This window comes from Blattabacterium sp. (Blatta orientalis) str. Tarazona (assembly GCF_000334405.1).
Taxonomy (GTDB): Bacteria; Bacteroidota; Bacteroidia; order Flavobacteriales; family Blattabacteriaceae; genus Blattabacterium.
The window spans coordinates 379433-402948 of record NC_020195.1 but is presented as its reverse complement, the minus strand read 5'-3'; the positions used below and the strand labels follow the sequence as shown (position 1 = coordinate 402948).

At 28.7% G+C, this 23516-nt stretch carries 20 protein-coding genes and 1 pseudogene; 15 read left to right on the top strand and 6 right to left on the bottom strand.

Features of this window, described 5'->3' with window-relative positions:
• Complete coding sequence (locus tag BLBBOR_RS01995) at positions 1 to 894, bottom strand: transketolase (protein WP_255343413.1); 894 nt, start codon at positions 892 to 894, stop codon at positions 1 to 3.
• Between the two features lie 33 nt (positions 895 to 927).
• Between BLBBOR_RS01995 and smpB the strand changes: the two genes are divergently transcribed.
• Both smpB and BLBBOR_RS01985 read left to right on the top strand, forming a co-directional pair.
• A complete protein-coding gene (smpB, locus tag BLBBOR_RS01990; RefSeq protein ID WP_015370769.1) occupies positions 928 to 1395 on the top strand; it encodes an SsrA-binding protein SmpB in 468 nt (155 codons plus the stop codon).
• Between the two features lie 39 nt (positions 1396 to 1434).
• Complete coding sequence (locus BLBBOR_RS01985) at positions 1435 to 2667, top strand: OmpA family protein (RefSeq protein WP_015370768.1); 1233 nt, start codon at positions 1435 to 1437, stop codon at positions 2665 to 2667.
• A 24-nt stretch (positions 2668 to 2691) separates the two neighbouring features.
• On the opposite strand, the gene tatC is transcribed toward BLBBOR_RS01985, so the two are convergent.
• The gene (gene tatC / locus BLBBOR_RS01980) at positions 2692 to 3492 is read right to left on the bottom strand and encodes a twin-arginine translocase subunit TatC (RefSeq protein WP_015370767.1); all 801 of its coding nucleotides are present in this window, start codon (positions 3490 to 3492) and stop codon (positions 2692 to 2694) included.
• 94 nt (positions 3493 to 3586) lie between these two features.
• On the opposite strand from tatC, the gene ychF reads away from it, so the two are divergent.
• Positions 3587 to 4636, top strand: a complete 1050-nt coding sequence (gene ychF / locus BLBBOR_RS01975) for a redox-regulated ATPase YchF (RefSeq protein ID WP_015370766.1) — start codon at positions 3587 to 3589, stop codon at positions 4634 to 4636.
• On the opposite strand, the gene BLBBOR_RS01970 is transcribed toward ychF, so the two are convergent.
• Positions 4626 to 5717 (bottom strand): M42 family metallopeptidase, encoded by a 1092-nt coding sequence (locus tag BLBBOR_RS01970; protein ID WP_015370765.1) that lies wholly within the window; start codon positions 5715 to 5717, stop codon positions 4626 to 4628. The genes ychF and BLBBOR_RS01970 overlap by 11 nt on opposite strands.
• Before the next feature lie 56 nt (positions 5718 to 5773).
• The gene (dapF, locus tag BLBBOR_RS01965; protein ID WP_369727264.1) at positions 5774 to 6526 is read right to left on the bottom strand and encodes a diaminopimelate epimerase; all 753 of its coding nucleotides are present in this window, start codon (positions 6524 to 6526) and stop codon (positions 5774 to 5776) included.
• A gap of 101 nt (positions 6527 to 6627) precedes the next feature.
• Here dapF and BLBBOR_RS01960 point away from each other — a divergent pair, with 101 nt between their 5' ends.
• Positions 6628 to 8139 carry a Do family serine endopeptidase gene (locus BLBBOR_RS01960; RefSeq protein ID WP_015370763.1) on the top strand — a complete coding sequence of 504 codons (1512 nt, stop codon included), beginning with the start codon at positions 6628 to 6630 and terminating at the stop codon, positions 8137 to 8139.
• A gap of 1 nt (position 8140) precedes the next feature.
• Here BLBBOR_RS01960 and BLBBOR_RS01955 read toward each other — a convergent pair whose 3' ends face one another.
• Both BLBBOR_RS01955 and tgt read right to left on the bottom strand, forming a co-directional pair.
• Positions 8141 to 9226: an LptF/LptG family permease gene (locus BLBBOR_RS01955; RefSeq protein ID WP_015370762.1), complete on the bottom strand. Its 1086-nt coding sequence runs from the start codon at positions 9224 to 9226 to the stop codon at positions 8141 to 8143.
• Position 9227: 1 nt separating this feature from the next.
• Positions 9228 to 10357 (bottom strand): annotated as a pseudogene (gene tgt / locus BLBBOR_RS01950) (tRNA guanosine(34) transglycosylase Tgt).
• A gap of 125 nt (positions 10358 to 10482) precedes the next feature.
• Here tgt and rsmH point away from each other — a divergent pair.
• From rsmH to ftsA, 11 genes are all read left to right on the top strand, one after another.
• Positions 10483 to 11376, top strand: coding sequence for a 16S rRNA (cytosine(1402)-N(4))-methyltransferase RsmH (rsmH, locus tag BLBBOR_RS01945; RefSeq protein ID WP_045118250.1), 894 nt, complete (start codon positions 10483 to 10485; stop codon positions 11374 to 11376).
• Between the two features lie 17 nt (positions 11377 to 11393).
• Positions 11394 to 11738, top strand: coding sequence for an FtsL-like putative cell division protein (locus BLBBOR_RS01940; protein ID WP_015370759.1), 345 nt, complete (start codon positions 11394 to 11396; stop codon positions 11736 to 11738).
• Entirely contained in the window at positions 11735 to 13720 is a 1986-nt protein-coding gene (locus tag BLBBOR_RS01935; RefSeq protein WP_015370758.1) for a penicillin-binding protein, read from the top strand. The genes BLBBOR_RS01940 and BLBBOR_RS01935 overlap by 4 nt, the downstream gene beginning before the upstream one ends.
• Entirely contained in the window at positions 13717 to 15186 is a 1470-nt protein-coding gene (locus BLBBOR_RS01930; protein ID WP_015370757.1) for a UDP-N-acetylmuramoyl-L-alanyl-D-glutamate--2,6-diaminopimelate ligase, read from the top strand. Before BLBBOR_RS01935 ends, BLBBOR_RS01930 begins: the two co-directional genes overlap by 4 nt.
• A complete protein-coding gene (gene mraY, locus BLBBOR_RS01925; protein ID WP_015370756.1) occupies positions 15187 to 16368 on the top strand; it encodes a phospho-N-acetylmuramoyl-pentapeptide-transferase in 1182 nt (393 codons plus the stop codon). It begins immediately after the preceding gene.
• A gap of 15 nt (positions 16369 to 16383) precedes the next feature.
• On the top strand, positions 16384 to 17769 hold the full coding sequence (gene murD / locus BLBBOR_RS01920; RefSeq protein ID WP_015370755.1) for a UDP-N-acetylmuramoyl-L-alanine--D-glutamate ligase: 1386 nt from the start codon (positions 16384 to 16386) through the stop codon (positions 17767 to 17769).
• Positions 17741 to 18925, top strand: coding sequence for an FtsW/RodA/SpoVE family cell cycle protein (locus BLBBOR_RS01915; RefSeq protein ID WP_015370754.1), 1185 nt, complete (start codon positions 17741 to 17743; stop codon positions 18923 to 18925). Before murD ends, BLBBOR_RS01915 begins: the two co-directional genes overlap by 29 nt.
• The gene (murG, locus tag BLBBOR_RS01910; RefSeq protein ID WP_015370753.1) at positions 18922 to 20022 is read left to right on the top strand and encodes an undecaprenyldiphospho-muramoylpentapeptide beta-N-acetylglucosaminyltransferase; all 1101 of its coding nucleotides are present in this window, start codon (positions 18922 to 18924) and stop codon (positions 20020 to 20022) included. The genes BLBBOR_RS01915 and murG overlap by 4 nt, the downstream gene beginning before the upstream one ends.
• Positions 20023 to 20025: 3 nt before the next feature.
• The gene (gene murC / locus BLBBOR_RS01905) at positions 20026 to 21405 is read left to right on the top strand and encodes a UDP-N-acetylmuramate--L-alanine ligase (RefSeq protein WP_015370752.1); all 1380 of its coding nucleotides are present in this window, start codon (positions 20026 to 20028) and stop codon (positions 21403 to 21405) included.
• A 123-nt stretch (positions 21406 to 21528) separates the two neighbouring features.
• Positions 21529 to 22128 (top strand): cell division protein FtsQ/DivIB, encoded by a 600-nt coding sequence (locus BLBBOR_RS01900; RefSeq protein WP_235043207.1) that lies wholly within the window; start codon positions 21529 to 21531, stop codon positions 22126 to 22128.
• Positions 22129 to 22132: 4 nt separating this feature from the next.
• Complete coding sequence (ftsA, locus tag BLBBOR_RS01895; protein WP_015370750.1) at positions 22133 to 23512, top strand: cell division protein FtsA; 1380 nt, start codon at positions 22133 to 22135, stop codon at positions 23510 to 23512.
• The last annotated feature ends 4 nt before the right edge of the window (positions 23513 to 23516 follow it).

The following is a 23516-nucleotide window of genomic DNA, read 5'->3' as shown; positions in this document are numbered from 1 at the left end:
TTATATTATTGAAAAATCTCCTAAAGTTTCAGGAAGTTGAGATAGTGCTTTTTCTAATTCTTTTTCATTAGGAGATTTTCCATGCCATGCATTACTTCCTTCCATAAAATCTACCCCATATCCCATTTGAGTGTACAGGATAATTAAAACTGGTTTTCCTTTTCTCGTCTCATTTTTTGCTTTTTTTAAAATATTAATCACTTTATCAAGATTGTTTCCTTCCAATTCTTCTAAAACTTTCCAATCAAAAGATTGAAATTTTTCTTTCAAATTTCCAAGGGATAAAACTTCATCAGTAGTTCCATCTATTTGTTGACCATTATAATCTACAGTAGCTATATAATTATCGATATGTTTAGAACCCGCATATAAAACTGCTTCCCATATCTGTCCTTCGTTCAATTCTCCATCCCCATGTAAGCTGTAAATATAACAATCATCGTCTTTACTAAGTTTTTTGGATAGAGCGGATCCAATGGCTACTGACATCCCTTGACCTAAAGATCCTGAAGAAATTCGTATCCCTGGAAGTTCTCCATGTGTAGAAGGATGACCTTGTAAACGAGAATTTAATTTTCTAAAAGAAGATAATTCGTTTATGGGAAAAAAACCAGAACGAGCTAATATACTGTAATAAACGGGGGATATATGTCCATTGGATAGAAAAAAAAGATCTTCATTTAAGCCTTCCATCGTAAACTTTTTAGGATTATAATGCATGATTTCTTGATACAAAGCAACAAAGTATTCTGTACATCCTAAAGATCCACCAGGATGTCCAGAATTTGCGTTATTTACCATGCGTAAGATGTCTCTTCTCACTTGAAAACATAAGTCCTTTAAATAACGTCTGCGTACATTCATAAACTGTTTGTTTTTTTTCTTAAATTTTATAGAATTTTTTTTGCACAAAAGTAATAATTAATTATGAGTATCATAAACAGAAAAGCTAGATTTCAGTATAAATATATAGAAGAATATATAGCTGGGATTCAACTATTTGGAACAGAAGTAAAATCTATAAGACTAAATCAAGCCAATATTACGGATAGTTTTTGTCAAATAAAAAATGGAGAATTATATTCCATTAACATGTATATAGCTGAATATAAATTTGGAACCAATTGGAATCACCAAAGTAAAAGAGATAGAAAATTATTATTAACAAAAAAAGAATTAATCAGAATAGAAAAAAAACTGAAAGAACCGGGACTTACCCTGATTCCTACTAAATTATTTTTTAGTGATAAAGGATATATAAAAGTACAAATTTTTTGGCAAAAGGAAAAAAAATATATGATAAACGTGAATCCATTCGAAATAGAGATATTCTTCGTGAGCTACAACGATCCTTATAAAAGATTCTGTTTAAAATCATATCATTATATTACATAATAATATATATTTGTTTAGTTTCAAAGAAATTATAGTTTTATGAAAAACGTCAATTTTTTTATTATTGCTTTATTTGCTTTATTTTCATCTGGATTTTCTCAACATTCTCAAAAAAAATGGTTTATTCGTATAGGAGCGAATGATATTAACTATTATCCCATAAATTCTCCTTTCAAAGATTTTTTTCAGAAAAAAAATAATAGTATAAATCCTCTGTTTTCTAATATAGAATTTGGATATAATATAACTAAAAACATAGGGGGGGGGGTTAACGCTTCGTTGGGGATGGTAGACAATAATAGATGGAAAATCATAGATAATTTTTTTGTAAAATTTAGCCCTGGAATAAAATTCTATTTTTTTCCTCATAACTGGCTGGATCCCTATTTAAAATTAGGAGCAGGTTATCATTATTTTGACTATCAAAATAGAAAATTAAGGAAATCAGGATTAAAAATTTATCAACTGGATAAGAAAAATTTTTTTCTATTAGATGGTGGATTGGGAATGAATTTTTGGATCGTATCTAATTTTGGGGTAAACGTTCAAAGCAATTACAATCAAGTAATATTTTCTTCTAAGTCCAAAGATTATTTGAATTTTTGGGAACATTCCATAGGGGTTGTCTATCGTTTTGGAGGAGAATATAATCCTTATCCGGATAAAAATGAATCTAAAAAAATAGTTGAAATCAAAGAAAAAGAAAATTCTTATTTGCCTTCTCTCATAGAAAAAAAAGAGGAAAAAAATATTGAAGAAAATTCGGAGAATAAAATTTGCTGCAAAAAAGAAGACTTAGACAACGATGGAATTTTAGATAGAGAGGATTTATGTCCTAACAAATTTGGGTTAAAAAAATTTAAAGGATGTCCTGATACAGATTCCGATAATATTCCAGACCATGAAGATGTATGTCCAAAAAAATATGGAAAAAAAGAAAACAAAGGATGTCCTAATGGTGTTTTTTTTCCTCCTATTTTATTTGATTTAGGAAAATTTTCCTTATCTCCTAATTCATTAGCAATTATTGATGAAATATATGAAATTATGATAAAAAAACTTCCTAATTCAAAATTTTATATAAATGGATATACAGATTCTTATGGAAAACATTCTTACAATAAAATTTTATCCATAAAAAGAGCAAATTCTGTATTTGAAGCTTTAGTTTATAAAGGAATAGATCCTTCTAGGATGGAAATAAGAAAACTAGAAAAATCTGTTAAAAGAAATAAAGGAAGACTTGTAGAAATAACTATACGAAGATCATAATAAAAAACCTCTTGAAGAGGTTTTTTATTTCTTTTTAGAAACATAAAAAGAAATATAGATACTAAATTGATAAAGAATCATTAAAGGAATCAAAACCACTATGGTGCTAAAAATATCCCCAGGAGTAATTGCTGAAGCTAGAATTAATAAGATCAAAAAAGCATGTTTTCTATATTTTTTTAAAAAAGGATAGGAGATTAATTCTATTTTAGTGAGAAAGTATATAAAAATTGGAAACAAAAAAGTGATTCCCATAGATAGTATAGAATGCATGATCAAAGATATATAATCCGATAAATCAAATATATTTCTTGGAAAAGAACTAATCCTAAAAGTATAACCAAAATGAATTAAAAATGGACATAAAATGAAATAACCGAAAAGAACTCCTAATATAAATAGAAATGTCACCATTAGAATGATCCCTCTAGAATATTTTCTTTCTTCATCCGAAAGGGCTGGTTTTATGAATTTCCAAAATTCATAAAATATATAAGGAAAAGATAAGATGAATCCTCCAATAAAACAGGTCCATACATACATATTAAATTGTCCAAATATTTGTCTGTTTTGGATTTCCAAATTGTGAGAAAAAAAATAAAAGGAATGATGATTCCGGTGAAATATTTTTCCTAATTTATGGAATAAGCGATAAGTAATAAAATCCGTTTTTGCTGGACCAAAAAGAATATAATCAAATATAACATTCTTATTATTCATTAAAATAATCGTCGCAATTATCATTGCACACACACTATGAATTAAATGTTTTCTGAGCTCATCAATATGTTCCCAAAACGGCATCTCCTTTTTTTCATTTTTCATATCTATCTGAAAAAACCTAGAATAAAAATTTTTAATTTTTGAAAAAAATTAGTAATATTTTTTTTCTGTCTGCAAAAACAAAAATCAATATACAATGAAATGTGGAATTATTGGTCTTCCAAATATAGGAAAATCTACTCTATTTAACCTTATTTCCAATTCTCAAGTTTTATCAGAAAACTTCCCTTTTTGTACTATAGAACCTAATTATGGAATCACAAACGTTCCAGATAAAAGATTGTATGAATTAAAAACATTCATTAACACTATGAAAATAGTTCCATCAAAGATACAAATAGTGGATATTGCTGGATTAATTAAAGGTTCACATAAAGGAGACGGATTAGGAAATAAATTCCTATCTCATATTCGTGAAACAAATGTTATTATTCATATGATACGTTGTTTCAGAGATATTAAAGTTCTTCACGTAGAAGGATCCATCAACCCTATTAGGGATAAAGAAATTATTGATATAGAATTACAGTTGAAAGATCTAGAGACCCTAGAAAATAAATTAAATAAAATTGATAAAAAATCAAAAAATAATCATAAATGTTTTATAAAAACACTAAAAAAAATAATTGATCATCTAAAAAAAGGAAAAAATATAAGAAGATATCCACTAAAAGAAAATGAAAAAAATGACATAAAAGATTTACATTTATTAACCATTAAGCCTGTTCTTTATGTATGCAATATAGATGAAAAAGATTCCAATAATCCTCTCTATCTAAAAAATATAAAAAAAATGGTGGAAAAAGAAAAATCCCCTATGGTAGTTTTATCGTTAAAAAACGAATCTAATAATCAAAAAGAAAAAAAAAGTATTTTTTATCAATCAGGAATTAATAAGCTCATCTTAGATGCTTATAAATTATTAAATTTACAAAGTTTTTTTACAGTAGGAAAAGAAGAAATACGTGCTTGGTCTATTCCTAATCATTGGACCGCTTATCAAGCTTCTTCTGTCATCCATACAGATTTGAAAAAAGGATTTATATGCGCAGAAGTCATTCATTATAATGATTTTATCAAATATGGATCAGAAGAAGAAGCAAAAAAAGCTGGAAAACGACTTTTGGTCGGAAAAAATTATCTTGTTCAAGATGGAGATATTATACATTTTAGATTCAATCGATAAAAAATTTTGAAGAATTAATCCCTTTTAAAGTTTCAAAAATTAATTGAACAGTTTGTTCTACATCTTTTTTATGAACCATTTCTACTGTAGTATGCATATATTTAAGAGGAATAGATATCAAAGCAGACAATACTCCTTTATTAGAATAGGCAAAAGCATCCGTATCTGTTCCGGTATATCTAGATGAAACTAAACGTTGAAAAGGAATTTTTCTATTTATAGCAGTATTAAAAATAAATTCTCTAATATTTTTCTGTATAGAAGGAGCATATACCACAACAGGACCTAAACCACATTTAATATCTCCTTGTGTTTTTTTATCCATCATAGGGGTAGAAGTATCATGGGTGACATCAGTGACGATAGCCATATGAGGTTTTATAGCCTGAGAAATCATTTTAGCCCCTCTTAATCCTACTTCTTCCTGAACAGAATTTACCACATATAATCCAAATTTTAAATTTTGGCCACATTCTCTTATTTTTTTGACTACTTCTGCAATTATAAATCCTCCTATTTTATTATCTAATGATCTGCATACAAAATAGTTATGATTCATAATCAAAAATTCATCAGGATAAGTGATGACACAACCTACATGAACCCCCATTCTCTCTACTTCTTTTCTATCAAAAGCTCCAATATCTACAAATATATTATCAACATTAGGAGTTTTATCTTCTGAAGATTTTCTTGTATGAATAGCAGGCCAACCAAATACTCCATGGACTAACCCTTTTTCTGTATGGATCACCACTCTTTTTGATGGAGCTATTTGAGGATCTGATCCTCCATTACGGGAAACATAGATAATTCCATCTTCTGTTATATGATTTACATACCAAGAAATTTCATCTGCATGAGCTTCAATAATTAATTTGTATGGAGAATTATTAGGATTTAGTATCCCTACAACTGTCCCATATAAATCCGTTTCTATTTTTTCTACATAAGGATTAATATAATTTTTCCATATTTCTTGTCCTTCACTTTCGTATCCTATTGGGGAAAAACTATTTAAATATTTTCCAAGAAATTTTATAGAATCCTCGTTTATTGAATAATGATTTTTATTTTTCATGATTTTTTTCCATTAAATATGGATCCATCCTTCAAATATAAACTGAACAGAACCAGTTAAATATATTTTTTTATATCGATTATGTTTTTTTCAAATGATACCCATAATTTTCCTCCTAATGTGGAGATTAACACCTTTTTTTCCTTATCGGTAGATATCCTTCCCGTTTCATATGCAGCAAGAACAGAAGCCGTAATTCCTGTCCCACAGGATAAAGTTTCATTTTCAACACCTCGTTCATAAGTGCGTACTTGAAGTGTATTTTTTCCAGATATTTCTACAAAATTTACATTTACTCCTCCTTTAGAAGAATAGAATTTATGAAATCTAATTTTTCTTCCCTGTTTGCAAACGTCTATTTCTTTTATGTTATTCACGAAAAGAACATGATGTGGAGATCCAGTATTCAAAAAGACGTATTTTTTTGATATTTTTATCATATCTATTTTTAGATCAATGAGATTCAAAGAAATTAATCCTCTATCCTGAATAATTCCACAATGATCTCCATCTATAGCTCTAAAATAGATTTTATTTTCTTTTGGAATTCCTAGTTTTTTTGAAAAGGCAATAGCACAACGTCCTCCATTTCCACACATAGTACTTTCTCTTCCATCAGAATTATAATATTTCATGTAAAAATCGCGGGAAGGATCATTTTTAATCAAAATAATCCCATCTGCTCCAATTCCAAAATGTCTATCACATAATCTTGTAAAAAGAGAAGGATCCTCTTCAGGGATTATTTTTTTCCGATTATCTAGTATGATGAAATCATTCCCTGTCCCCTGGTACTTAAAAAAATCCATTTTCATACATACCAAAAAAAAATAAGACGAATTTAGCATTATTTTTTGAATAAAGTTTACTTTTTACTATATATATTTGTATAAGAATTGTTTAACTAAACATGAAGAAAATAGTTATTTATATTATTTCCAGTAGTATTCTTAGTTCAGTAATGACTATTGCAGCATACAAGAAATATGCTAAAGAAGAAGCCCATCTATTTCCGTCGTATGGAAACTCGTTCGAAAAGACAAAACTACCCTCTTCTAATCCATCCTCATTAGTTAGTTCTTCTGGATTACCAGATTTTACTAGAGTTGTAGAAAAAACCATCCATGCGGTAGTCAATGTCAAAAATTATTCTAAAAAATATAGCAACAAATTACATTTTGATCCATTTGACTTTTTTTTCGGATTTCCTGATGATTTTGGAGAAAGAGGAAAAATTCCTCAAAAAAATGATATTCCAGGACTTCATGGATCTGGAGTTTTAGTATCTCCTGATGGATACATTGTCACTAATAATCATGTTATAAAAGATGCAGATAAAATAGAAGTGACTCTTAGTGATCAAAGAACTTATAGGGCAAAACTAATTGGAACAGATACAAGTACTGATATAGCCTTATTAAAAATCAATGAAAAAAATTTGCCTTTTATTTATTTTTCGGATTCTAATAAAGTACAAATAGGAGAATGGGTTTTAGCAATCGGAAATCCTTTTGATTTGAACTCCACTGTGACCGCAGGCATCATAAGTGCTAAAAATAGAAGTCTAGGCATATTGAGAGGAGAAACGCAAGCAGCTATAGAATCTTTTTTTCAAACAGATGCAGCTGTTAATCCGGGAAATAGTGGAGGGGCTTTAGTAAACACAAATGGAGAGTTAATTGGAATTAATACGGCAATCTCTTCCAATTCAGGAAATTTTATAGGGTATAGTTTTGCTGCTCCTTCTAATTTAGTGGCAAAAGTCATCCAGGACATCAAAAAATACGGAACCGTACAACGAGCCTATTTAGGAGTTAGAGGAATGGATCTTTCTAAAGCGGAATATTTGAAAGCTTATAATCATGAAATGCATCAAAATATAAAACCACAACAGGGTTTTTTAATCGGAGAAGTTTTTGAAAGAAGTGGAGCTTATGATGCAGGTCTTAAAAAAGGAGACATTATTAAAAGTATAGATGGTAGACCCATTCAAAATGTGGCAGACTTATCTGTTATTGTAGGAACAAAATATCCGGGAGAAAAAGTAAAAGTGAAGATTATCAGAAACGGAAAAATGAAATTTTTTAATGTGACTTTAAAAGATTCACAAGGAAGAAAAAAAATTAGAAAAAAAGAGGAAATCACTCCATCAGAATTACTAGGTGCAACATTTTCGACTCTTGGAAAAGAATATAAAAAAGATTTTGGAATTGATTATGGAATTAGAATCCAAGAAATCCGAACAGGGAGATTGAGTGCTATAGGAATGGAAGAAGGAGACATTATTTTATCTATTAATGGAGAAAAAATGAGAAATCCTAGTGATGTAGACCGTGTTTTAAAAAAATACTCCGGAGATGTGACAATAAAATCCATTAAACAAAATGGTCAAGTATATATAGCAGGATTTGAAATGAATTAATTTAATTCCGATTTCTATTCCAATAAAGAAAAAATGTAATCATTCCGAAAATCACATTTGGGAGCCAAACAGATAAATAAGAAGGAATATAATCTTTTATAGAGTATACTTTGGATATTTCTGTACAAAAGATATATATAAATGCCAATATTATCCCCATGATGAAATTATGGGTGGGTTCTCCTTTTTTTGATGAGATAGATAATCCTAAAAGAGTCAATATAAAATTAGAAAAAGGATAGCTTGTTCTTTGATAATATTCATTTAAGTGCGTATTTATGTTCCCATTTCCTCTCTCTTTTTCTCTATCAATAAACTTTCTCAATTCAGAAATGCTCATTGTTTCTGCTATATATTCTTCTGGTAAAAGTTCTTCAGGAGTCATAGAAAAATTTTGAATTTTATGAATCCCTTTGAAAAAAATATCCTTATTCTTATTTAGATAGGTTTCACTATAATTAGATAGGATATATACACGATGTTTTTTGTACCAAAATATATTTTTAGCTTTCAGAAGATATATCAATTTATTTCCATTGAACTTTTGATAGATACAATCTTGTCCTATGTTCTTCTTTCTGGAAAAATTTCGAATAAATAAATATTCATTATTTGAAATTTTTGTACTTATGGTCTGATTATTTTCGTATTTATTTTTGTATCTGGAACTTAATAGATATTGGTAATGAAATTTGTTTTTCATTTTATTAGCTAAGGGTAAAAAAGAATAATTAATTATTAAGGCTCCCATTCCTATAAGGGAAGCTGAAATTAAATAAGGAATCGTTATCCTTTTAAAACTAATTCCACTTGCTAGAATAGCATTTATTTCTGAATGTTTATTTAATCTAGATGTAAAAAAAATAATTGATAAAAAAACGGAAATCGGGGAAAATGTATAGGCTAACCATATGGACCAAAAGGGATAATAATATATTAAAGCTTCTTTAATGGATCCTTGATTGTTTTCCAATCTATGCATTCTTTGAGAAAGATCTATAATAACAGAGATGATCTGTAATAGAATAGTAATAAATATAAAGGTAACAAGAATATTACGAATGATATAACGGTCTAGTATTTTCATTTTATAAACGTTCTTGTAGTAAAGGAATTACTGATTTCTTCCAAGAAAAAAGGTTTCTTGTAAAAGATGGGTTCTAGCTTTTTTCATGAGATTTAAGTAAAAAGAAAGGTTGTGTAAAGAAGCAATTTGTTTTGCTAAATTTTCTTTAGAAAAAAAAAGATGTCTTACATAAGATTTGCTATAGGATCGATCTACATAAGAGTTTCCATATTCATCTAAACAGGAAAAATCTTTTTCCCACTTTTTATTTTTTATATTCATAATCCCTTTCCAGGTAAATAACATTCCATGACGTCCATTTCGTGTAGGAAGTACGCAATCGAACATATCAATCCCAAGTGCTATTCCTTCTAAAATATCTACAGGATTTCCTACTCCCATTAAATATCTAGGTTTTTCTTTAGGCAAAATATCCGTGACTATATCAGTAATAGATTGTGTTTGTTCTTTAGTTTCTCCTAAACTTAATCCACCTATAGCATTTCCTTCAGCTTCTTCTAATAAGGCTATCTTTTCTGCAGAACATCTTCTTAAATCTGGATAAATACTTCCTTGAACAATAGGAAAAAAACTTTGCTTATAATCATATTTTTCTGGATTTTCTTTTAAATAAGAATAACATCTTCTTAACCAAAGATGTGTTTTTTCTAGAGAAGATTTTGCCTCTTTATAACTACAGGGATAAGGAGGACAATCATCAAAAGCCATAATCATATCACCGCCTATAAAACGTTGAATTTCCATAGATTTTTCCGGAGAAAAAAAATGGAAAGACCCATTTATCATAGACTTAAATAAGACTCCATTTTCGGTTATTTTATTAGATTTTCTCATAGAATAAATTTGAAACCCTCCACTATCTGTTAAGATAGACTCTTTCCAATTCATAAACGAGTGAAGTCCTCCTGCATGATGCAAGACTTCTATTCCAGGACGAAAATACAAATGATAAGTATTTCCAAGGATAATCTTCGATCCTACATCATATAGTTCATGTGTTGGAATAGATTTTACACTTCCTTTTGAAGCTACTGGCATAAAAATAGGGGTTTCCATTTTTCCATGATCTGTTTCCAATATACCTGCTCTTGCTTTAGAAAAACGATCAGTTTTTATTAAATTAAATTTCATTTTGAATAAAAAATTTTTTTGTAAAAATTAAATATTTCTAAGAATCATATGTGCAACATATGGGGATAAAGCATAATTTCGTTTTCTATGGGAAAAAAAGATCTATTCAAATCAAAGAAAAAAAAATGAATTATTATCATGAACCAGTTCTTTTAAAAGAAAGTATAGATAATTTTGTGACGGACAGAAATGGAATTTATGTAGATGTAACATTTGGTGGTGGAGGACATTCTTCTTCTATTCTAAAAAAATTAAATGAAAATGCATCTTTAATAGCTTTCGATCAGGACAAAGAAGCCATAAAAAATAATCCCATCCGAGATAGACGTCTTCATTTATTTCACAAGAATTTTATACACTTAAAACCAATATTGAAAAAACTTCGTATTGAAAAAGTGTCAGGTGTATTAGCGGATTTAGGCCTATCTTCTTCTCAAATAGACAATCCCATTAGAGGTTTTTCTCATCAGTTGAATTGTATTTTGGATATGAGAATGAATCAAGAATCCACTCATTCTGCTATAGATATTATTAATCGATATTCGAAAGAGGAATTATTTCATATATTTTCTAAATATGGAGAATTCAAAAATGCAATAATAATTGCTGAAAAAATATTAGAAGAACGTTTAAGAAAACCCATTACCACTACATGGGATTTAGTGAAGATTTTTTTTAGAAAAAAAACATCTTTTAAAAAAAGAAAAAGATTTTTTTCTAGACTTTTCCAATCTATACGAATAGAAGTCAATAATGAAATCAATGTTTTAAAAAATCTTTTGCTAGAATCTTCTACGATTATTCTACCAGGAGGTAGAATGGCTATTATTTCATATCATTCAATAGAAGATAGGATCACAAAATTTTTTTTTAAAAAAGGAGTTTTTCATAAGAAAAAAATGAATAATATACTTCCATTTAAAATGATCCATAAAAAAGTTATTCAACCAAGGTATCAAGATATTATTAATAATCCAAGATCCAGAAGTGCTCGATTAAGAATTGCAGAAAAACTATAAAATAAATCACCCATCAAATGAAAACAAATTTTTCTATCAAAGACATACTGAAAGGAAAATTTTTAGTGAAAAAAAATGCATATCGTAGTTGGAATTTTATTGTCTTTATTACTATTCTATCTTTAATCAGCATTACTAGTTCACACATGATGGATATAAAAATTAGAAAAATAACGAAAATTAGTGAAGAAATGAAGGAGTTGAAATCTGAATATGCAGATATTCACAGTAAATATATGCAAATGCAATTAGCATCTGTCTTAAATAGACTAGTAAATATTAATGGGTTAAAACATTTAGATGAACCCCCATACGAATTAATTTTAGAAGAAAAAAAAGAGATGGATACAAGAAAAAAATGATGAAACGAAAAAGATATATTTTATTATATAAATCTTACTTGATTGGTTTTTTTTTCATCTCTATTGCAGCATTAATTATTTTTAATTTATTTCATATTCAAAATTATTCAGAAGGATACCAAAAATCTGTTATAGAAAAAACAATTAGAACTAATTTAATTAAAGCTAAACGTGGAAATATTTATGCTGCAGATAACAGTCTTTTAGCTATGTCTATCATTAGGTATAATATTCATATTGATTTTAGATCAATCTCAGATAAATTATTTCAAGAAAATATTTCTTTTTTGTGCAATTCTTTGGAATCTTTGTTTAAAAGACCAAGATCTTTTTTTATAAAAAGTTCCAATAACGAAAAAAAAAAGGGAAATAGATATTTTTTATTAGCAAAAAATTTAGATTATCCTCATTTAAAAGCATTACGAAATTTTCCCATTTTTAATAAAGGACAAATAAAAGGAGGTTTTATCGTAGAAAAGAAAACATGCAGAGTTCATACACTAGAAAATATTGGAAAAAGAACATTAGGATACGATGATCATAGAGGAAAAGCTGGATTAGAAGGAGCCTATAGTAAATTTCTTAAAGGAAAAGATGGAAAACGATTAGAACAACGTATCAGCTCTAAAATATGGAAACCATTAAATTCAGGAAATGAAATTGACCCAGAAGATGGAAAAGATGTATATTCTACTATCGATATCTATTTACAAGATATAGCTTATCATGCCCTGCTTCAAGAATTATCCATTTCTCATGCAGATCACGGATGTGTCATTCTCATGGAGGTCAAAAGTGGAGAAATTTTGGCTATGATCAATCTGGAAAAAACAAAAAAAAATACTTATGAAGATTTAAGAAATTTTTCTGTATGGGAAGGAAGTGAACCTGGATCTACTTTCAAGACCATGGCTATTCTTGCAGCTTTAGAAGACAAAAAAATAGACATAGACATGATTGTGAATACTAAAGGTGGAGTTCTTAAATTGAGAGGAAAAAAAATCCGCGATAGTCATTACAAAGGATATGGAGAAATGAATCCAAAACAGATTTTGGAACGTTCTTCAAACGTAGGAATAGCAAAAATTATTTATGAGAATTACAAAGAAAATCCAAAAAAATTCATAGAACACTTGTGCAAATGGAAATTAGATAAAAAAATAGGGATAGACATTCCAGGTGAAAGCCAGCCATTCATCCCAAAACCTGGAAAAGAAAATTGGAGTAGCATCACGTTACCATGGATGACTTTTGGATATAATATAAAACTAACTCCTTTACAAATTCTCATTTTTTATAACGCTATTGCTAACCAAGGAAAAATGATTAAACCTATTTTCATTAGAGAAATGAAATTCCATGGAAAAAGTATCAAAAAATATACAACTCCTATTGTTATGAATCCTTCTATAGCTGCAAAAGAATCTCTAAAAAAAATTCAGAATATGTTAGAAGGTGTCGTAAAAAATGGAACCGCAAAAAAATATTATCATCCAGAATATCCTTATGCAGGAAAAACAGGAACTACACAGTTAGATTATTGGATAAAAGGAAAACCTTTATCTTACAATAGTTCTTTTGTAGGATATTTTCCTGCTAATAATCCAAAATATTCTTGTATTGTAGTCATTTCAAGACCAGAAAAAGGATATTACGGAATAGAAGTAGCAGTTCCTGTGTTTGATAAAATAGCTAGATCTATCTATCCAAGAATAGGAAAGAAAACACTTTATAAAAAAAAAGTGGATATTGATTGGATTAAAAAAATTAAAGAATCCACAAACTATTCTTTCAACTATTTTTTTGATAAAGGGATTATGCCTAATATTATTTCTTTTCCTGGAAAAGACATTATTCCTATTTTTGAAAATAGAGGTTTAAATATACAATATCAAGGGATAGGAAAAGTTATTACTCAATCCGTAAAACCAGGAAATAAGTTGAAAAAAAATCAAATTATATTTCTGAAACTAGAAGAATGAAAAAAATATTAAAATATCTTCTAAAAAAAGTACATGTATTAGAAATTATAGGAAATCCTCAAAAATGGATAAAAGGGATTTCTATATGTTCTCAATTTGTAGAAATAGATACGATATTTTTTGCTATAAAAGGAAAAAAAAAAAATGGACATCAATTTATTACGGAGTCTATAGAAAAAGGAGCTAACACTGTAGTTTGTGAAAAAAAACCTATTCTCCTTCATAAAAATATCACCTATGTAATTGTAAAAAATTCGATGGAGGCTTTAGGAACTATTTCTTCTAATTTTTATGATCATCCTACAAAAAAAATAAAATTAGTAGGCATTACAGGAACGAATGGAAAAACATCTGTGGCCGCCATCCTTCACCATTTATTTTATAAAATGGGAGAAAAAAGTATTCTTATTTCTACCATAGGGATTAAAATTCTATCTCAGGAATTTCCTACCAAACATACTACCCCAAGTATTGTTGATATTAATAAATATTTAAATTTATCAATCCAAAAAGGATGTAAATATGCATTTATGGAAGTGAGTTCACATGGAATTCATCAAAAAAGAATTGCAGGGTTATTATTTACAGGGGGGGTATTGACTAATATTACCCATGATCATTTAGATTATCATAAATCTTTTGAAGATTATCTATCCACTAAAAAATCTTTTTTTGAAAATTTTTTGCCTAAAAATGCTTTTGCTTTAATTAATTCTGATGATCAAAATTCACATAAAATCAGAAAAAATGTTTTGGCTAAAACTTATTTTTATGGGTTGAAAAAAAAAGCAGATTACAGGATAAAAATTATGAAAAAAAATATCCATGGAACAAAATTGCTAATTGATGGACACAAATTTTTCACCTTTTTAATTGGAGAATTTAATGTTTACAATCTTTTGGCTTGCTACGCTACAGCTATATTATTGGGGAAAAATAAAGAGGAAATTTTGCAAAAAATAAATACTATTCCACCTATAAAAGGGCGTTTTGAACAATTTATCTCATCCTATTCAGGAATTCGGATAATTGTGGATTACGCCCACAATCCAGATGGAATTAAGAACCTTTTAAAAGCCATTCATGAAATAAAAAAACAGGAGGAAAGATTAATTTGTATAATAGGTTGTGGAGGAAATAGAGATAAGGAGAAACGTTCTTTAATGGGAAAAATAGTTTATGAAACATGTGATTTCTCTATTTTTACCTCAGATAATCCTAGAGAAGAGGATCCAGAAAAAATATTAATAGATATGAAGAATTTTAGATCTTCTATAAGTAAAGAGAATATTTTAACTATCGTTAACAGAAAAGAAGCTATTCGAACAGCCATTCAAATAGCCAGAGAAAAAGATATTATTGTCATAGCAGGAAAAGGACACGAAAATTATCAAGAAATTCAAGGAAAACGTTATCCTTTTGACGATATGGAAATTGCTAAAACCTTATTTTCTGAATTTTCTTAGATGTATGATAAGATGGTGTTTTTAAATAATGCGAGTTCTTCTTTTCCGATATTTTTCAGAGCTGTAGTCTCTTTCATTTTATCTACTTGTATCGCCTTGTTTTTTTATAAAGTAATTATCTTCTGGAATCAAAAAAAAAACAAGATAGGAGAACAGGTCCGAGATCTTGGACTTACTGGACAAAAAGATAAAGAAGGAACTCCAACAATGGGAGGAATTATTATTATAGTTTCTACATTAATTTCTACGATTTTTTTTTCTACATTGAGTAATATATATGTAATTATTCTTATAATCACTACCTTATGGATGGGAGGGATTGGATTTATCGATGATTACATCAAAATAAAATATAATAAACATGGACTTAATGCCATTTGGAAAATATTAGGTCAAATAATCTTAGGTATTTTTATCGGAAGTACAATGTATTTTCATAAGAATATCACAACCATTTCGTGTAAAAATTTATATGTAAAACAACCTTCTTCCGTAGCAGTAGAAAAACATGGTTTTAAAACGACCTTTCCTATTATTAGAAATGAATTTGATTACGCGGACATTTTATGTTTGTATAATGAGAAATGGAAAAAATTTGCCTGGATCATTTTTATTCCTATCGTCATTCTTTTTATTACTTCATTGTCCAATGGCGCTAATCTCACAGATGGAATTGATGGTTTAACAGCTGGAGTTTCTTCTATCATTTTGGGAACCTTATCTTTATTCTCTTTAATTTCTAGTAATAAAATTTTCTCCTCTTATTTTAACTTTATCTATATTCCTGACATAGGAGAGATTGTGATATTCTCTTTTTCTTTTTTAGGATCCTTAATTGGATTTCTATGGTTTAATAGCTATCCAGCACAAATTTTTATGGGAGATACCGGAAGTTTAACTATAGGGGGGGTAATAGCAACCTTAGCTATTATAACTAGAAAAGAATTAATCCTACCCATTCTATGTGGCATTTTTTTTATAGAAAATATTTCTGTAATAGTACAAGTTTTTTATTTTAGATACTCTAAAAAAAAATATGGAATAGGAAAAAGAATCTTTTTGATGGCTCCTTTACACCATCATTTTCAAAAAACAGGTTATCATGAAAGTAAGATAGTCAATCGTTTTTTTATCATACAAATGATGCTTTCTATGGTCGTCTTGATTTTGTTAATTCGATAATTAATAATCCTCTTAATGGAAAAGAATAAAAATTTAATAGTGGTATTAGGTGGAGGAGAAAGTGGAGTAGGAGCAGCTTTATTAGCCAAGAAAATGGGTTTAAAAATTTTTGTATCTGATTCTGGAATTATTCAAAATAAATACAAGAAAATTTTATCAAAAAATAGAATTCCTTTTGAGGAAAAGGGACATACAGAAAGTATCATCTTTCAAAAGGCTATTAAAGTGATAAAAAGCCCTGGAATTTCTAGACAAGATCCATTAATAAAGAAAATTAATTTTTTGGATATTCCCATGGTTTCTGAATTAGAATTCGGAAAAAGTTATCTGAAAAACTCCTATATTATTTCCATTACAGGAAGTAATGGAAAAACAACCACCAGTTACATAGTTTATAAAATCCTTCAGGAAGAAGGATTTCATGTAGAGATAGCAGGAAATATAGGTCGTAGTTTTTCACGAGAAGGTTTTAAAAAAAAAGATGTTTATGTCTTAGAAGTGAGTAGTTTTCAACTGGATGATTGCTTAAATTTTCGTTCAAATATAGCCGTTTTATTAAACATCACAAGGGACCATTTAGATAGATATCATAATGATATTGAAAGTTACATATCTTCTAAATTTAGAATTTCTACTCAGCAAAATAAGGAGGATATTTTTATTTATAATCATGATGATCCTCTCATCAGAAAAGGATTTCAAAAATATCCCATTTTGTCCAATTGTATTCCTTTTTCTATTCAGGAAGAATTATGCGTAGGCGCTTATCTCAAAGAGAATAAGATATTTTTTCGGAATAAATTTAATCAAGAAAGATGTCTTTTACATGTAGACCAAATTCCTTTAAAAGGAGATCATAATCTCTATAATATATTGGCTTCATTACTCGTTTCCGTAACATTAAATGTTCGAAATACATCTATGATCCATCCTATATTAGGATTGAAACCTATAGAGCATCGGATGGAAAAAGTACTAAATATTAATGGGGTTCAATTTATTAATGATTCTAAAGCCACTAATGTGAATGCTGTTTTTTATGCATTAAAAAGTATGAAAGCTCCTATAATATGGATTGCAGGAGGAAAGGATAAAGGGAATGATTATAGAGAGATCCTCCCCTTAGTTAAAGAAAAAGTAAAAGCCATTATTTTTTTAGGAAAAAATAATAAGAACTTTATAAGTTTTTTTCGAGATGTCATTGATATTATTTTGGATACGAACAGCCTTAAAAAGGCTGTTCGTATGGCTTACCTTTTATCTATTCATGGAGATAACATTTTGTTATCTCCTGCATGTTCTAGCTTTGATCTTTTCCAAGATTATAAGGAAAGAGGTCTTAGATTTAAACAAGAAGTAAGAAAACTTTTCTATGAATATGAAAAAAATAGATATTTTTAGATATCTAAAAGGAGATAAATATTTATGGGCTTTCATTACTTTATTAGCTCTATTTTCTTTTTTACCTGTATACTCAGCGAGTACTAATTTAGTTGCTATCTATGGAGAACCGAATACCGTATTCGGTTATTTATTCAAACATGCCCTTTTTTTGTTAGTAGGGTTTTGTATTCTTTTTTTTACTCAGTTTATAGACTATAAATATTTTTATCGTATGTCTATACTTTCAATCCCTATAGTCTCGATTTTACTTATTTTCACAATTATTCAGGGAAAAGAACTAGATGGAGTTAACGCTTCTCGTTGGTTACATATCCCTATTATTAATATATCTTTTCAAACTTCCAGTATTGCTGGATTAGTTTTGTTTATTTACTGTGCTAGATATTTAGCTCAAAAAAAGAAAGAACGCATGAACTTGATCCACTCTTTTTTCCCATTGATTTGTCCCATATTTTTAATTATTGGACTTATATTTCCCGCTAATGGTTCTACCGCGATTCTTGTTTTTATTTCAGTTTTAATTATTCTTTTTATAGGAGGATATCCATTTACTGGAGTTATAGGGATTTTATTGATGGGAATCATAGCAGCAGGAATATACATTTATTCTGTAATAAAATGGGGAGATAAAAATCCCATGAATAGAGTTTATACATGGAAAAATCGTATAGAAAATTTTTTGGATCATGATTCTGAAGAAAGTTATCAAATGAAACAATCTAAAACAGCTATTGTTTTGGGAAAGAAGTTTGGTCGTGGACCTGGAAAAAGCGTTCTGAAAGCTTTTCTTCCACAATCTTCTTCAGACTTTATTTATGCAATTATTATAGAAGAATATGGATCTATTGGAGGGATTTTACTTTTGTTTATTTATATTCTTATTTTGCTGAGAATTATGGTTATTTCTACGAAAATACAAAATTATTTTTGTTCTTTGTTGGTCCTTTCTGTAGGTTTTCCTATTATTAATCAAGCACTCATTAATATGGGAATAGCTGTTGGTTTATTTCCTGTGACAGGACAAACTTTACCATTAATTAGCGCTGGAGGAACTTCTATGTGGGTGACTTTTTTTAGTTTTGGGATCATATTAAGTGTTAGCAGAATCATAGATGATACTCCTTGTTACATGGAAAAAAGGAATTTCTCATGAAAACACCTAGAATAATTATTGGTAGTGGAGGCACTGGAGGGCATATTTATCCAGGTATAGCTATAGCAGATGAATTGAGAAACCAGATTCCAGAAGTTAATATTTTGTTTATTGGATCCAGGAAGCACATGGAAATGCAAGAAATCCCGAAATTTGGATATCCAATTGAAGGAATTTGTATTTCAGGAGGAAAAGATAAATTGTTTTCTATAGCAGGATTTTTTTTATCTATGGAACTGATATATAGTTTTTTTTTAGTAAAGAAAATTTTAGAAAAATTTTCTCCGGATATAGTTATTGGAACAGGAGGATACGTTAGTTTTCCAACTTTATATGCTGCAGAAAAAAAGAAAATTCCTATTCTACTTCAAGAACAGAATTCTTTTCCTGGATTTACCAATAGAATATTTTCTCGTTATGCTAAAAAAATATGTATTGCTTATGAAGAAGCTAAAAAATATTTTCCAAAAGAAAAAACTATAATCACGGGGAATCCCGTTAGATCCGGAATCTTACAAGAATTACCCAGTAGAGATCAGGCTTGTATTCATTTAGGATTGAAAGTGAATCGACCTATTATTTTATCTATAGGGGGTAGTCAAGGATCCAATAGTATTAATAAAGCTTGGATGAAAGGGTTAAAAAGACTGATTCATCTAGATATACAACTTATTTGGCAAATAGGAAAAGCAGATATTCATAATATAAAAAAAAATAGGATTTCTCATCATCATAATTTCCTTTTAATGGAGTTTATTGAAAATCTTCCGATATGTTATGCAGCAGCAGATATCATTGTATCTAGAGCTGGAGCTTTAACTATATCAGAAATATGTTTAATAGGAAAACCTTATATTTTAATTCCTTTTCCTTGGTCCTCAGATGACCATCAGAATAAAAATGCTAAAATATTAGCGGATAAAGAGGCTGCTTTGATCATTAAAAATGAGGAAGTAGAGAAAAAATTAGTGAATTATACTATCGAGCTACTTAATGATTGTAGAAGAAAAAAAAAAATGAGTAGGAATATTTTAAAATTAGGAAGACCTAAAGCAACGAACGATATTGTCAACGAGATTTTACAGATTATTAATTAATTTATGAATCTAAATAAAATTGATTCTTTTTATTTTCTAGGAATAGGAGGAATTGGAATGAGTTCCTTAGCTCTATATTTTCATTACATGGGAAAAAAAGTTTCTGGATATGATAGATCTAGAACCCTTATCACAAAAAAATTAGAAAAAGAGGGCGTATTGATCAACTATCATGATAGTACAGAATTTTTGCCTGAATGGATCCATTCGACACGATGTTTAATTGTTTATACCCCGGCTATTCCAGATAATCATAAACAATGGATGTTTCTGAAAAAATATGGAAAAAATATAAAAAAACGTTCTCAGGTATTAGCTTTAATTACAGAAAATAAAATTTGTATAGCTATAGGAGGAACACATGGAAAAACCACTACTTGTATTTTACTAGGACATATCTTACATAGTACTGGAAAAAAGGTTACGGCTTTTTTAGGAGGAATCTCTGAAAATTATCAATCTAATCTTATTTTGAATCATAGAACGGAAATCTTCTTGGTAGAAGCAGATGAATTTGACCACTCTTTTTTACATTTATCTCCGAATATAGCATGTATTACGTGTTTAGATCAAGATCATGTAGATACTTATCCAAAAAAAGAAGCCTTGATACAGGCTTATATAGATTTTTCAAAAAAAATAAAAAGTCCATATAAAAAACTATTCCTTAGTAAAAAGAAAGGAGAATCTTTTCCGTCTAAAAATGCTATCTATTATTCTGTAGAAAAAGAAGAAAATTATTATTCCAATCATCTTTTGATAAAAGAAAATCAATGGTTTTTTGATTTTCATACTCCGAAAGAAACCTGGAAATCTATTCCATTACCTATTCCAGGTTTACATAATTTAAAAAATGTCACGGCGGCTTTAGCTATATCTGACTATTTGAAAATAAAAGAGAAAGATGTTCGAAGATCCTTATTTTTATTTAAAGGGATTAAAAGAAGGTACTCCATCCATTATAAATCTAGAAAAAAAATATATATAGATGATTACGCCCATCATCCGACAGAAATAAACGCCTTAATTAGCACTATAAGAACATGTTTTCCGGATAAAAAAATATTAGGAATATTTCAACCCCATTTATTTAGTAGGACTAAATTCTTTGAAGAAGATTTTGCAAAAAGTTTAGAAAAATTGGACCTGTTAATTTTATTAGATATTTATCCAGCTAGGGAATTCCCAATTAAGGGAGTTACTTCTAATAGTTTATTAGATAAAATAAAAATGAATTCTAAAAATAAAGAATTGGTCCCAATATCCAAAGTTTTAGAAAAAATTGAAAAAAAAATTTTAGACATTCTACTTACAATAGGAGCGGGAAATATTGATACCTTGATCCTTCCTATCAAAAAATGGTTATATAAACGATATGGATAAATGAGAAAAAATAAAACAGTCTTTATTTCTATTTTATTATTATATATGATTTTTATGATATTCTTTTTTTATTTTTCTCAAAAAACACATAAAAATAGGAGCTTGAAAAAGCTCCATATCATCATGGATCCCTTATCTAAGGATCATTTTGTAAATGAAGAAATTATTAATAAACTTCTAAAAATAGAAAAAATTGAAAAAAAAATCGGTCAATTATGTATATTCACAATGGAAAAAAAATTAAATAATTACCCTTTTATAAAAAAATCTGAAGTATTTCTTAGTGTAGATGGGACTCTGAATATTAAAATTTTGCAAAAAGAACCTATTTTAAGAATAAAAAATGGAAATAAAGAATATTATCTTACTAAAGAAGCGGAAAGTTTAGAACTTTCTTCTATTTATTCTTCCAAAGTTCTTTTAGCAAAAGGATCTTTTTCAAAGGAAGAAAAAAAACATTTAGCTGATTTAGTCCAAACCATAAATTCGGATGAATTCTTCAAAAACCAAATTATTAGTATAAAAAAAACGGTTCCTAACTTATTTGTTTTGATTCCTAAAATAGGAAATCATCATATTATATTAGGAGATATCAAAGATTTTAAAAGTAAATTGAATAAATTAAAAGCTTTTTATAAGCAGTATCTAAATAAAATCGATATGAATCAATATCAAAGTATTGATTTACAATATAAGGACCAAGTAGTCGCAAAAAAAAGATAAGTCTATGGAATATCAAGATATAGCTATTGGTCTTGATGTGGGGACCACGAAGATTGTAGCTATGGTAGGAAGGAGAAATGAATATAATAAAATTGAGATTTTAGGCATAGGGAGATCTAAAAGTACAGGTGTACATAGAGGTGTTGTCAACAATATTACTCAGACTATTGAATCTATTCGAGAAGCCGTCTCTGAGGCTGAACGAAGTTCAGGATTAAAAATAAAAGAAGTTATTGTTGGTATTGCTGGACAACATATTAGAAGCCTACAACATAATGATTATATTACTCGATTAGATTTCGAAAATGTGATTAATCAGAAAGATATACAAAAATTAATAGATCAAGTCCATAAACTAGTTATGCTTCCAGGAGAAGAAATCATTCATGTTCTTCCACAGGAATATAAAGTCGATAGTCAATCAGAAATAGGAGAACCTATAGGAATGTATGGAAGTCGTTTAGAAGCTAATTTTCATGTAGTTGTAGGACAAATTTCTTCGATTAGAAATATTGGAAGATGTGTAAAAGCTGCAGGATTGAATTTATCTGGAATGACTTTAGAGCCTTTAGCCTCTGCAGAGGCTGTATTAAATACGGAAGAAAGGGAAGCCGGTGTCGCATTAGTAGACATAGGAGGAGGGACGACGGATATTGCTATATTTAAAGACAATATTATTCGTCACACTGCCGTTATTCCTTTTGGAGGAAATGTGATCACGGAAAATATTAAAACGGATTGTTTAATTATTGAACGACAAGCCGAATTACTCAAAATAAAATTTGGATCTTCATGGCCTGGAGAAAATAAAGAAACAGAAATTGTTTGCATTCCTGGATTAAGAGGTCGTGATCCTAAGGAAATTTCCTTGAAACGTCTTTCTCAAATTATTCATACTAGGGTATGTGAAATTTTAGAACAAGTCAATATAGAAATAAAACATTATGGAAATGAAGAACAAAAAAAACGACTTATAGCAGGACTCGTGATGACAGGAGGCGGATCTCAACTAAAACACATTCGTCCTTTAACAGAATATATTACTGGAATGGATGTCCGTATAGGTTATTCTAATGAACATATTGCTGGAGGAGAAAACGGCCTGATAAGTAATCCAGAATACGCAACGTCTATAGGTTTAGTTATAAAGGGACTTGAGGATCAGAAAAAATATTTTTGTACAGAAATGGGGTATAGATATGAGGAAAATAATCCTTCCGAATTATTCTCAACCCAATTATATAATAATAAAAATCGTAGATTCAATAAGGAAACATATTATGAGAATGAGGATTCTTTAAAAAAGAAGAAAAAAACTAAATCTAAATCTTTTTTTGAAATTTGGGCAGATAAGTTTCGTCAAATACTGAATGATACAGAATAATAAA